General features: G+C 69.7%; 11 protein-coding genes. 4 read left to right on the top strand and 7 right to left on the bottom strand.

The genetic code is table 11. From position 1 onward, the window contains the following. Positions 1–5: 5 nt before the first annotated feature. The 3 genes from BCF44_RS07550 to BCF44_RS07540 all read right to left on the bottom strand — a co-directional run bounded on the left by BCF44_RS07550 (position 6) and on the right by BCF44_RS07540 (position 3,094). Positions 6–1,034, bottom strand: coding sequence for an FAD-binding oxidoreductase (locus tag BCF44_RS07550; RefSeq protein ID WP_116173391.1), 1,029 nt, complete (start codon positions 1,032–1,034; stop codon positions 6–8). Positions 1,035–1,094: 60 nt separating this feature from the next. Further along, positions 1,095–2,747 (bottom strand): ferritin family protein, encoded by a 1,653-nt coding sequence (locus BCF44_RS07545; RefSeq protein WP_116173601.1) that lies wholly within the window; start codon positions 2,745–2,747, stop codon positions 1,095–1,097. 65 nt (positions 2,748–2,812) lie between these two features. Continuing rightward, on the bottom strand, positions 2,813–3,094 hold the full coding sequence (locus tag BCF44_RS07540) for a hypothetical protein (protein WP_116173390.1): 282 nt from the start codon (positions 3,092–3,094) through the stop codon (positions 2,813–2,815). A 172-nt stretch (positions 3,095–3,266) separates the two neighbouring features. Here BCF44_RS07540 and BCF44_RS07535 point away from each other — a divergent pair, with 172 nt between their 5' ends. Continuing rightward, a complete protein-coding gene (locus BCF44_RS07535) occupies positions 3,267–5,036 on the top strand; it encodes a sigma-54-dependent Fis family transcriptional regulator (protein WP_116173600.1) in 1,770 nt (589 codons plus the stop codon). Here BCF44_RS07535 and BCF44_RS07530 read toward each other — a convergent pair. Together BCF44_RS07530 and BCF44_RS07525 are read right to left on the bottom strand one after the other, a co-directional pair. Beyond that, positions 5,033–5,368, bottom strand: coding sequence for a putative quinol monooxygenase (locus tag BCF44_RS07530; RefSeq protein ID WP_116173389.1), 336 nt, complete (start codon positions 5,366–5,368; stop codon positions 5,033–5,035). The two genes, BCF44_RS07535 and BCF44_RS07530, sit on opposite strands and share 4 nt — an antisense overlap. A 28-nt stretch (positions 5,369–5,396) precedes the next feature. Next, the gene (locus BCF44_RS07525) at positions 5,397–6,053 is read right to left on the bottom strand and encodes a TetR/AcrR family transcriptional regulator (protein WP_246014876.1); all 657 of its coding nucleotides are present in this window, start codon (positions 6,051–6,053) and stop codon (positions 5,397–5,399) included. 100 nt (positions 6,054–6,153) lie between these two features. On the opposite strand from BCF44_RS07525, the gene BCF44_RS07520 reads away from it, so the two are divergent. Continuing rightward, positions 6,154–6,675 (top strand): dihydrofolate reductase family protein, encoded by a 522-nt coding sequence (locus tag BCF44_RS07520; protein WP_170217382.1) that lies wholly within the window; start codon positions 6,154–6,156, stop codon positions 6,673–6,675. A 60-nt stretch (positions 6,676–6,735) separates the two neighbouring features. Here BCF44_RS07520 and BCF44_RS07515 read toward each other — a convergent pair whose 3' ends face one another. Further along, positions 6,736–7,800 (bottom strand): glycoside hydrolase family 18 protein, encoded by a 1,065-nt coding sequence (locus BCF44_RS07515; protein ID WP_116173388.1) that lies wholly within the window; start codon positions 7,798–7,800, stop codon positions 6,736–6,738. A 194-nt stretch (positions 7,801–7,994) separates the two neighbouring features. Between BCF44_RS07515 and BCF44_RS07510 the strand changes: the two genes are divergently transcribed. Continuing rightward, on the top strand, positions 7,995–9,182 hold the full coding sequence (locus BCF44_RS07510; RefSeq protein ID WP_116173387.1) for a glycoside hydrolase family 64 protein: 1,188 nt from the start codon (positions 7,995–7,997) through the stop codon (positions 9,180–9,182). A 4-nt stretch (positions 9,183–9,186) separates the two neighbouring features. Beyond that, on the top strand, positions 9,187–9,741 hold the full coding sequence (gene mug / locus BCF44_RS07505; RefSeq protein WP_116173386.1) for a G/U mismatch-specific DNA glycosylase: 555 nt from the start codon (positions 9,187–9,189) through the stop codon (positions 9,739–9,741). Here the strand turns inward: mug and BCF44_RS07500 are convergent. Further along, positions 9,728–12,337 carry a PEP/pyruvate-binding domain-containing protein gene (locus BCF44_RS07500; RefSeq protein WP_116173385.1) on the bottom strand — a complete coding sequence of 870 codons (2,610 nt, stop codon included), beginning with the start codon at positions 12,335–12,337 and terminating at the stop codon, positions 9,728–9,730. The two genes, mug and BCF44_RS07500, sit on opposite strands and share 14 nt — an antisense overlap. Positions 12,338–12,344 lie beyond the last annotated feature (7 nt).

Below are 12,344 nucleotides of genomic sequence, written 5' to 3'. Positions count from 1 at the left end.
CTCCTTCAGCCGCCGGTCGTGGTGAACTTGTCGTAGAAGACCCGCTTGTCGGCCACGCCCAGCGCGGGCAGCAGCTCGAGCGCCGCCTCCACCATGGGTGGCGGCCCGCACACGTAGGCGTCCGCGCCGGCCAGGTCCGACTCCCGGCGCCGCACCACGTCGGTGATCAGCCCGACCTCGCCGTCCCACGGCTCACCGTCCGGTTCGGACAGTGCGGGCACGAACTCGAAGCCCGGCAGCCGGGTGGCCAGTTCGGCGATCTCCTTCTCGAAACACAGATCCCGCCGCCGGCGGGCGCCGTAGTAGAAGACGGCCCGGCGGTCGATGCCGCGCTCGGCCATCGACCGCAGCAGCGCGAGGATCGGCGCGATGCCGGCGCCGCCGCCGAGGAACACCAGCGGCGCGGCGGAATCCCGCAGGGTGAACACCCCGAACGGCCCGGTCACACGCAACCGGTCGCCGACCGCGACCTCGCCGTCCAGGAAGCGCGAGAACAGGCCGTCGGGGTAGATCTTGATGACGAACTCCAGCAGCCCGCCGGCGGCCGAGGTGGTGGCCATCGAGAACGAGCGGGTGGCGTCCGTGCCGGGCACCTCGAAGTCCAGGTACTGGCCGGGAAAGAACTTCAGGTCGGCCGGCTCGACCAGCCGCACGACCAGCTGCGCCATGTCGTGCGTGACGCGGTCCTTGGACACCACCTCGACCGTGGCCTGCTGGATGGGCAGGCCGGAGCGGATCATGTCCTCGTCGTAGTTGATCAGCTCGATGGTCAGGTCCTCGTACGCGTGCGCCCGGCACAGCAGCGTGTAGCCCTCCTCCTTCTCGTAGTCCGGCAGCGCGAACGTGGAGTACCGGTCGTGCTCGACGTCGTCGCCGTCCAGGATGAACGACTTGCACGACGCGCACTGGCCCTCCTTGCAGCCGTGCATGAGCATCACGCCCTGCTCGGCGGCGGCGCGCAGAATGGTCTGGTCCTCGTCGGCCTCGATCTCGATGCCGACCGGCTCGAACCGGACGCGGTGCTTCTCGCCCATGGGACTGCCTTTCGAAGGGGTGAGGGAGGCGGCCGGAGGTCGCCTCCCTCCGACCGCGCCTCAGACCTGGGCGGGAGCCGGCCTGCCGGCAGGTCCCTGCCGGTTGTAGTCGGCCTGGAACGCGGCCCGCTCGTCGTCGGTCATCTGGTTGAGCAGCACGTTCGGGCTCTGCACCGCGGGCATCCGGCGAAGGTGGTCCAGTGTCCACATCTTCTTCGGGTCCAGGTCCAGGTGCGGCTGCGCGACCATGGTCCTGCCGTCGTCGCGCACGAAACCCATGTCCTTCACCACATCGGCCCAGTTCCAGCCGTGGTACAGGGTTTCCCACTCGCGGGCGCCGATCAGCTGGCCCATGTTCGGCGTGTTGCGGCCCTGGTAGGTGGGCCGGAACGCCTCGACGTCGGTCCACCGGCAGGCCTCGTGGCAGTAGGTCCGCCACTGGCCGTCCACCTTGTCCATCACCATGTCCTCGCGGACCAGGCACGGCACCATGCACGTCCAGCAGCGGTGCGGGTACACGTAGTCCACGTTCTCGGCGACGATCGGGTGGTGGCCGTTGGGCGTGGCCAGCCGGTTGTAGTTCTCCCACCACTTGCCGTACTTGTCGTACCAGCCCGGGTACTTGTACTCGAACCACTCGAAGTCGGCGTCGGTCATCGGGTCGATGCGCCAGTAGTTGGCCAGCCAGCCGGTGGCGAAGAACTGCGCGACCTCGTGCACGTAGCCCTTGTTCCAGATCTGGTTCCAGGACTCCTCGATGAGGTCGTGCGGAATCGTCAGGCCGTACTTCTCCAACGGCACGAGGTAGGACCGGTAGTAGTCGTCGTAGATCCAGCGGCGCCACATCTCCGCGTAGCTCTCGCGGTCCTTGCGGCGGTCCTTGGTGCCGTACTCGATGAACGTGCCGATCGCGGCGTCCACCACGCGGTGGTTGTTCCACCACGCGTAACGGAGATCGCGTTCGAGCAGCTGGTGGTTGGACTCGTCGGACAGCGCCATCAGCAGAGTCGCGTAGCCGTTGCTGATGTGCCGGGACTCGTCGGACTGCACCGAGTGGAACACCGTCGGCAGCAGATAGTCGCCGTTGGCCGCGGCTTCCGCCGGCATCGCGACGAACAGCGTGTTGGTGAACGCCGTCTCGGCCACGATGGTCAGATAGATGCTGGCCGCCGTGATGGCGTCGCCGGTGATGAATCCCTCGGCGAACTGCCGGCCGATGGTGCCGCAGTAGTCGTTCTGGAAGTTGCGCAGACTGGAGTTGAAGCCGGCGGGGTCGATGTAGTTGTTCATGTACAGGCGCTTGAGGTTCTGCTGGATCGTCGAGTGCCGGACCTCGTCGATCATCTGGATCGCCTGCCCGTTGTGCAGCTCCGGGTTGGGCACCGTGCGGAACAGCAGCGGCATCGCCCGGGCCGCGGAGATCTCCGGCAGCGGAATGATGGACAGGAACAGCTTCTGCCACTCCAGCCAGCGTTCCTGCACCTGCCGGAACATGTTGCCGCGGATCGCGCCGTCCTCGGCGCCGTACACGCGGTGGTCCTTCTCCTCCTGCATCGGGAAGTAGGACCGCAGCACCTGCTTGAGCGGGTCCTTCTTCTTCGCCTTGCGGAAGGTGTAGTCGGTGCCGTAGTGCGAGACCGGCTCGTGGTAGACCGGATCCCAGCTCAGCTCCTGGATCTTCTGGTGTGCTTTCGCCACGCTCTGGCGGCTCATGGTCACTCCTAACCCGCCGGTCGCCGGCGGTGAGCGCGTCGTCGTTGCGCCTGCTGCGGCATGAATTACAACCCGTGATCGGGGCCGCTCCCGGTCTCAAAATGAGACACTCGGCGGGGCCCGAACTCCCGCTCGAGCATTTCCGCGAGCGTCGCGCGGTTCTGCTCGGTCACCCGTTCGTCGGTACCGCCGACGACGGCGGTGATGCCCAGCGCGCGCAGCAGCTGGGCCGCCGGCTCCCCCGGATTGCCGGCCTCCCCGAGCACCGGGTGGTATCCCTGCTCGACCAGGTGGTGGAAGACGACGTTCACTATCGTCCACGGGTTGTAGGACTCGGCGTCGGCCATTGACAACCCACCTCCAAACGTCCATCAGACCGCCGCCCGGGCCGGCCGAGGTGTCTCAATTTGAGACACCCGCCGACGGCGCGAGGGGCCTACGCTGGGGCGCAGCGGGAGGCACCGCCCGGTGCCCGCGGCCAGGGCTGTCCGTGGGTAGGAGGTCCATGTGCAGGACGTGATGGCGGCCGAGGAGAGGCGACTGGCCCGCACCCGGGAGAAGTTCCTGACGTCGGAGGCGGTCACCGACGACGAGGCGGTGCGCAAGAGCATCCTCGACTCGTGGTGGCGGTCCCGCCGGCTGCGGGTGCCGGCCGACCGGATCGTGCTGCCCTACGTCCGCGAGCCCGACCTGGACTCGCCGCTGATCCGCGCGGCCACCCCCGTGCTGGAGCGGCTCGGCGACCAGCTCGACGGGCAGCCCATCAGCCTCATCTTGACCGATCCGACCGGCGTGGTGCTGACCCAGCGCACCGGCGACGCCGACCTGCACCGGAAGCTCGAACGGGTCGAGCTGGTGCCCGGTTTCAGCTACGGCGAGGAGTTCGTCGGCACCAACGGCATCGGCACCGCGCTGGAGGACGGCCGGCCCACGCACGTGTTCGGGCACGAGCACTACGCGGAGAACCTGGAGAACCTGGCCTGCGCCGGCGCGCCGATCCAGCACCCGATCACCGGCAAGACCGTCGGCGCGGTCGATCTGACGTGTTGGAGCCGGGACGCCGGCCGGCTGCTGGTGGCGCTGGCGCAGTCCACGGCCGCGCAGATCGGCCAGACACTGCTCACCCACAGCAATCCGCGCGAGCTGGCGCTGTTCGAGGCGTACCTGCGGGCCTGCCGGCGGACCACCGGCATCGTGCTGGCCTTCAACGACGGCATCGTGATGATGAACGACCACGCCCGCCAGCTGCTCGACCCGGCCGACCAGTCGGTGCTGCTCGGGCACGCCACGCAGGCCGTCGCCGAGCGGCGGACCAGCACCGCGGACGTGGCGCTGCCGACCGGCAGCAAGGTGCGGGCCCAGTGCCGCAAGGTGTTCGGGCAGCACCACACCGATGTCGCCGGCGTCGTGCTGTGCGGCAAGCTGATCGACTCCGAGCCGGAGGGGGCCGGTGTGCCCGAGCCTCGGCTGCCGATGTTCCTGCCGGGCGCGGTCGGCTCCGCGCCGCTGTGGCTGCGCTGCGCCCACGACGTGGATTCGGCGTACAGCACCGGCGAATGGCTGGTGCTCGGCGGCGACCCCGGCGTGGGCAAGACGACCCTGGCCCGGTGCGTGCACCAGCGCCGGCACCCGACCGGCCGCGTGCACGTGGTGGACGCCGCCGACGCCTCGTGGCACGACAACCTGCGCCGCGAGCTCGTCGAGGATCCGGTGGACGCGCTGGTGATCCGGCACGTGGACCGGCTCACCGGGCCGGCACTGGCGGCCACGGTCCGGTTGCTACGGCTGGCGTCCCGGGCGACGTGGGTCGCGGCGACCATGGCCGAGAACGCCGTCGGCCGGCCGGAGCTGGCCGAGCTGCTGGCGATGTTCCCCCGTACGGTCCGGGTGCCCCCGCTGCGTCGGCACGTCGCGGACCTGTCCGAGCTGGTGCCGCTGTTCCTCAACCGCCTCGGCCACGGCGGTCAGTTGACGTGCTCGCCGGCGGCGATGCACCTGCTGATGCGGTTCGACTGGCCCGGCAACGTCGCCGAGCTGCACCACGTGCTCAAGCTCGCGGTGCAGCACCGGCGGACGGGCACCATCCAGCCCGGCGACCTGCCGGCCGAGTTCCGCACCCTGACGCGGCGGCCGCTGAGCCGGCTGGAGTCGATCGAGCGGGACGCCATCGTGCAGGGCCTGGCCGACAGCGGCGGCAACAAGGTGCAGACCGCGCAGCTGCTCGGCATGTCCCGGGCGACGCTGTACCGCAAGATCCACGAGTACGGGATCGTGACGCCGGAGCGCTAGAACACCTGGCGGTGGATCGTCGCGGTCGGGATGGCCGCCGCGACCTGCTCGACGCCGTCGGCCTCGCCGCCGAAGATCTCGAACCGGGTGATCTCGCCGACCGCCCCGAGCTGGCCGAGCAGCTCCCGCGCGGCCTTGCCGTGCGCGGCGGACCCGGCCGCGTCGACGTACTCCTCGATGAACGTGTAGTTGCCCGGCGCGTCGCTGAACAGGCGGTAGGACAGCGTGCCCGGCTCGTCGGCGGTGCCCGCGACCAGCGCCTTCGCGACCTGCTCGAACTCGGCGATCTTGCCGTCGTTGGCCTTGACCTCGACCCGGAAGTAGATGCTCATGCCGTTGACAACAGCACGAGCGCGCGGATCATGCCTGGATCAGCAGTTCCAGCCCGTCGAAGATGCGGGCCAGCCCGAACTCCCAGCTGCTGTCGGGGTCGGCGTCCGCGGCGTCGTCGGTGGCCGCGACCAGCGCCGGGAACCGGTCCCCGTGCGCCGCGATCTGCTCGTTCAGCCGCTTGTCCCTGGTCCACGGCTGCGTGCCGGACGTGGCCTGGGTGTTGCGGATGTGCCCGCTGAGCAGGAACACCGCGTCCATGCGCTGGGCGCCGGTCAGCCCCGTGCCCCCCAGCGCCGCGACCGCCGCCTCCGTCCAGCCGATCTCGCGCGGGCCCATCGCGCGGCTGCCGACCGTGGCCTCCGGCAGCCAGGGGTGCCGCTGCCACGTCTCACGCATCAGGAGGGCCCATTGCGTCAGCTTCGCCCGCCAGCCGTCGGCGGTGAGCTCCGGCGGCGCTCCGACGGCGATCTCGATCATCACCGCGAGCAACTCGGCCTTGTTGACGACGTGCCGGTAGAGGGCCATTTTCGTCACGTCCAGCCGGCCGGCGACCTGCTGCATCGACACCGCCGCCAGGCCGGCCTCGTCGGCCAGCCCGATGCCGGCGGCCGCGATGCGCTGCACCGTGAGCGCGGGCCTGCCCTGCTCACCGAGCCCCCAGAGCAATCCGGCCGATTCTGTCAAGAGTGACCCCTTGCTGCCCTCCCCAGGCGTGTCTACCGTACACCGAAGTGTCCGGCGGACACAGGTGTGTCCACGGGATACCGATCGCGAAGGGGCCCGCATGCTGATCCGCACCCACGTCGGTGTGAGCCTCGACGGGTTCCTCGCGCAGGCCGACGGCGCCTCGGCGTGGGAGGCGCTGCCCGGATACGAGGACCAGTCGCACGGCATCGCCGAGGTGCTGGAGCACTGCGAAGCCGTGGTGATGGGGCGCACCACCTTCGACCGCGGGCTGGATCGCTGGTCGCAGGCGTGGCCGTGGACGGACAAACCCGTGCACGTGCTGACCTCCCGTCCGCTGCCTTCGGTGCCGTGGGATGTGCGGGCCGTCGCCGACCCCGCGGAGTGCTTGCGGCGACTGCGACTCGCCGGCCTCATGGGCGATGTGCACGTCATCGGTGGCGCCCAGACCATCCGCGCGTTCCTCGACCTCGGGGCGATCGACCGGCTCGGCGTGGTGATGCTGCCCATGCTGCTCGGTGGCGGCATTCCGCTGTTCGGGTCGCACAACCAGCAGCTTCGCCTGCAGTGCAAGCGAATGCACCCCGGCGGCGTGGTCGAGCTCGTCTACACCCCGGCCTGAGCTTCCGTCCGGAAAGGACCATTCCTCACGTTGAACGTCAGGAATGGCCTTTCACAGCGTCTAGTTGTGCGTGAAGGCGCCCATCGTCTTGGTGTACTGCCAGGCCGCCTGCTGCACGCCGGAGCAGCTGTCCGAGTGCTGGCCGACGCAGGTGCCGTTGTCGCGGCCAAGCGCCCAGAACGACAGCGAGCCGATGTTGTGCAGCCACGACCAGACCGTCACGTCGACGGCGTCCCTCGGCGTGAAGATCTCCAGCGGACCGGTCTCGCCGCCCGAGCCGTAGTCGTCCAGGCCGACCATCTCGATGATGCCGACCTGTTGCCACAGCTTGAAGTCCGGCGTGCTCGGGTGCAGCACACGCAGCTCGTCCAGCAGCTCGCCAGCCGCGGTCTTGGTGTCCGCCGCCATCTCGTGCGGCTTGTCGTCGTAGTAGTCGAAGGTCATGATGTTGACGATGTGGATGTCCGCGCCGTTGCTCACGGCGTTGGCCAGCATGTCCTTGGTTTCCTTGGTGATCCCGACGACGTCGGTGGGCACCGTGTAGTCGAACTGGATCGTCCGGCCGTGCGCCGCCGCCCACCTCTCCACCTGCGCGATCGCCTTGTTGCGGCGGTCCATGCCAGGCAGGTTCTTCGGCATCGGACCCTCGACGTCGAGGTCGATGCGGGTGATGCCGTAGGTGGTGATCACCTTCTCGAAGTTCTCGGCGATCTTGTCCACGTCGGCGCAGCTGTCCGCGATGTCGGTGCCGTGGCCGGAGGCGTCGCCGCCGCCGTAGGAGGCGATCACGTCGCCGCCCATGGCGCGCAGCCTGGCGATCGAGTCGCCGTACTGGGCCCAGGAGATCGGCCGGTTCGGGTCGCCGTCCCAGGTCGCCTCGCAGGAGCCGGCGACCGGCGTCTGGAGGAAGGCCATCGTCAGGTAGCGGGCGCCCGAGGCCGCCGCCTGCTCCGCCGGGTCGCCCGGGATGTACGTCTGGAAGTAGGGCGCGAACACGTGCGCCGGAATGGGGAGCTGGTGGTTCGCCTGCCCGGCAGCCGCCGCGCTGCCGGGTGTCGCCGTGACGGCCGCCGCGGCGAGCGCCGCCGCCACGGTCAGCCCACGGGCCAGTCTCGAGGTCAACATCCGCCCAGCCTCCCGTGCCCGCGGCCGCTAGGTCTAGACCTTTGACCGAACGGGACACAAAGTTCGGTACCGGTTTCGGGCTATTCGGCCATTGACACCACGGACCGCGCCACTTCACCATGAGAGCGCTCTCACAACCTGCCGCGAGAGCAAGGCCGCCTCGCCACCCTGCACCCGACGAGGGGAATTCACGTATGCGCACGACAAGGAAGTTGTGCACGCTGTTCGCCGCGGCGTCCGTCGCCGCGGCCGCGCTGGTGTCCGCCACGCCCGCGCAGGCCGCCGTGCCGGCGACCATCCCGTTGAAGATCACCAACAGCTCCGGCCGCGGGGACGCGGTCTACATCTACGACCTGGGCACCAATCTGGCCACCGGCCAGCAGGGTTGGGCCGACGCCGGCGGCACGTTCCACGCCTGGCCCGCCGGCGGCAACCCGCCGACACCCGCGCCGGACGCGTCCATCGCCGGTCCCGGCAACGGCTCGTCCGTCACGATCCGGATCCCCAAGTTCTCCGGCCGGATCTACTTCTCGTACGGTCAGAAGATCGTCTTCAAGCTGACCACCGGCGGACTCGTGCAGCCCGCCGTGCAGAACCCCAGTGACCCCAACCGGAACATCCTGTTCAACTGGTCGGAGTACACGCTCAACGACAGCGGCCTGTGGATCAACAGCACCCAGGTCGACATGTTCTCCGCACCGTACTCGGTGGGCGTCGTCAACACCGGTGGCGGCACGAAGAGCACCGGTGTCCTGAAATCCGGCGGCTACAACGCCGTGCTGAACGGGTTGAAGGCACAGTCCGGCGGTTGGGGCGGGTTGATCCAGACCGCGCCCAACGGGAGCGTGCTGCGGGCGCTGTCGCCCGGGCACGGCATCGAGACCGGCGCGCTGTCCAACAGCGCCATGAGCGACTACGTCGATCGCGTGTGGAGCAGGTACAGCGGCTCGACGCTGACCGTCACGCCGTTCGCCGACCAGCCCGGCACCAAGTACTTCGGGCGAGTGGCCGGGAACGTCATGAACTTCACCAACAGCGCCGGGCAGGTGGTCACGTCGTTCCAGAAACCCGACGCCTCCAGCATCTTCGGCTGCTTCAACCTGCTGGACGCGCCGAACGACCTGGTCCGCGGGCCGATCTCGCGGACGCTGTGCGCCGGGTACAACCGCGGGACGCTGCTGACCGCGGCCAACCAGCCCGATGTGAACTCCGGTGACTTCTACAAGGACAGCGTCACCAACCAGTACGCGCGGTTGATCCACAGCCAGATGGCCGACGGCAAGGCGTACGCGTTCGCGTTCGACGACGTGGGCAACTTCGAGTCGCTGGTCAACGACGGGAGCCCGTCGAGCGCCAGCATGACGTTGCAGCCGTTGAGCTGACAGAATCGGGTGCGTGCCCACGAAAGCTGAACTGGCCGCCGCCCATGGCCGACTGCTACCGGACGTGATCGCCGAGGACCTCGACGTCCTGTTCTGCGGCATCAACCCCGGGCTGTGGTCGGCGGCCACCGGGCATCACTTCGCCCGACCGGGCAACCGGTTCTGGCCCGCGCTGTGGCGTTCGGGCTTCACGCCGCGGCTGTTCGACCCGTCCGAGCAGGAGTCGTTGCCGGGGCTGGGTTTGGGGATCACCAATGTGGTGGCGCGGGCGACCGCTCGGGCGGACGAGCTCACCGACGAGGAGCTTGTGGACGGAGGTCGGCGGTTGAGATCTTCGGTTCTTCGGTGGCGGCCACGGTTCTTGGCGGTCGTCGGGTTGGGGGCGTTTCGGGTCGCGTTCGGGAAGCCTCGGGCCGGGGTGGGGTTGAGTGCGGAAACGGTTGGGGAGACACAGGTTTGGGTGCTGCCCAACCCGAGCGGTTTGAACGCGCACTGGCAGCTGCCGGAGTTGGCCGAGGAGTTCGGACGGTTGCGGAAGGCGGCGCTCAGGCCTGGGTGACGGTGCCGGCGGCGCCGTCGATGGTGATGACGTCTCCGGTGGAGATACGGCTGGTGGCGCGGGGAACGCCGACGACGGCGGGGATGCCGTACTCGCGGGCGACGACCGCGCCGTGGGAATTGGCGCCGCCCATCTCCATGACGAGGCCGCCGGCGGTGAGGAACAGCGGGGTCCAACCGGGGTCGGTGGACGGGGCGACAAGGATCTCGCCGGGTTCCAGGTGAGCGCCGACGGGATCCATGACCACGCGGGCGGTGCCGGTGAGGCGGCCGGTGGAGGCGGGGGTGCCGACAAGCGAGTCGGAGCCGACGGCGGCGGCGAACGCCACGGACTCGGGGTCGGTGCCGTCGGACAGCAGCACCTGGGGGACGGTGCGGCGGCGGAGCTCCTGGTCGTAGGAGGCGCGGCGGTCGGCCACGAGGGAACGGAAGTCGGTGCCGGACAAGGCCTCGCGGCACTCGGCGAGGGTCAGGAAGAAGACGTCGTCGGGGACGGAAATGCGGTGGGCGGCGGCGAGCTCGGCGCCGACGAACTGGAGCTGGTGGCGGAGCGCGGCGAGGGTCTGCACGAGGAAGAACTTGGGGGTCTCGCGAAGACCGGCCAGGCGGCGGGTGCGGCGCAGGGCCCAACGGACGACGCGGCCGCGAAGGCCACCGGACGCGGACAGCTGGGCGATCATGGCGGACGCCTCGGCGCTGCCGCGAGCGAACTGGACGTCGGGAGCGGACGGAGAGACGGCGACGGAATCCAGGTCGAGGATGGACTTGGCCTCGGGAGCCGCGTCCAGGCGGAGGTAGTTGGCCAGCACGCCCAGGATGTGGGTGGGGTCGTCGGACCAGCGGGGCATGCCGAGGTCGATCTCGGCGACGGCGCGGTGGCCGTAGCGGGCGAGGAAGCGGTGCAGAGCCTGCTGGACGTCCGAAGGCAGGGAACCGGCCAGGTAGCGGGAGGCGAGTTCGCCAGGGGTGGCAGACGCGAAAAGGGCGGCATGGGGGCGCAGTCCGACGGCCACGTCCCACAGTTCGAGGTCCATCTCGGTGGTGACGTTGTGAGGCAGCCCACGGAGGACGGTCTCCAGACCGGCGCCGCTGCCGAGGAGGCGACGGGCGAGCTCCAGGGTGAGGAAACCGGCCAGCGGCACGGGAAGGGCACGGGGCAGCATGGGCGGAATCTGGGGCACGGCACGGATGACGTGCTCCAGGCGGGTACGGGCGTCGGGTGAGCCGGGCAGGGTGGCGGCGGCGACCACACGCGCACCCAGAGCATCGAGGCGGCGGGCGGCCGATGCGGGGAAGAACAGGGCCTCCACCAAGCGGAGGGGGAAGCCGGCGCGCAACATCAACCGAAGAATGCGGCGGACGGTGCGGAAAGCGCCGGGGCGCAACGACATGTCGGGGTCGTCGAACAGCGACCGCATGGCGGTGGCGGATCGGGCCTCCATGACGTCGAAGATCCGCGGCACGACGAGGCGGCCGACACGGTTGCGGATCACGGCCGTCATGTCCACGTAGAGGCGCTGACCGGCGTCGGAGAAGAATCCGGGACCGGCGAGGGCGTCCTCGACGGGCAGCCCGAACATGCGGCGGCCACCGGTGCCGATGAGGTGGAACACGGCCAGGCCCATGGGGGTGATGGGACGGTACAGGCCCTGGGCGACGGTGGCGCAGAGGTACGCGTGCCGACCGCGACCGTCGTTGGAAGGGCTGTCGGGCAAGGGATACAGGGTGGTGATCGGACGGGCCTGGGTCAGCCACAGCGAGCCGTCCGAGGAGATGGCCCACTCGGTGTCCTGGGGACTCCCGTAGTGGTGCTCGACGCGATCACCCAGGGCGGCCAGCGCTCGGATCTGGTCGTCCGACAGGGAAGGCTCGGACGAGTCCACCGGAACGGACTCGGTGCCACCGCTGGGAAGAGCCCGAACGGCAACCTTCTTGTCGCCGAGACGACGCTCCACAATGGACCCGGAAAGCGTGTCCACGATGAAGTGGTCGGGATTGACGGAACCGGAGACGACGGACTCCCCCAGACCGTAACTCGCGTCGATGACGGCCTGCCGCCGACGCCCGGTGACGGGGTTGGCGGTGAACAGCACACCGGCGACCTCCGCGTCCACCATGCGTTGCACGACAACGGCCAACTCGACGGTGGCGTGGGAAATGCCATTGCTGTCCCGATACGCGTACGCGCGATCGGTCCACAGCGACGCCCAGCAGCGGCGCACGGCGTCCAGCACGGCGTCGACGCCAACGACGTTGAGGTACGTGTCCTGCTGACCGGCGAAGCTGGCGAACGGCAGGTCCTCGGCGGTGGCCGACGACCGGACGGCGACCGGGACGTCCTCGCCCAGCGCCTCGTACCGCGAGCGGATCTCGGCGGCGATCTCCTCGGGGATCGAGACCCCGAGCAGCGCGGCCCGCGCCGCCGAGGGGTCGTCGACGGGCACGCCCACGGCGACCCGCCGGTACGCCTCGGTGGTCACGCAGAACCCCGGCGGCACCGGCAGCCCGGCCCGGGTCATCTCCCCCAGGTTGGCGGCCTTGCCCCCGACGGTCACCAGCATCGCGCCGTCGATGTGGGAGAAGTCGAGCGTCACCATGACGCCG

Origin of the sequence: Kutzneria buriramensis (assembly GCF_003387475.1) — a bacterium.
Classification (GTDB): Bacteria; Actinomycetota; Actinomycetes; order Mycobacteriales; family Pseudonocardiaceae; genus Kutzneria; species Kutzneria buriramensis.
The sequence above is the reverse complement of the archived record's forward strand: the minus strand, read 5'-3'. Positions and strand labels throughout refer to the sequence as shown.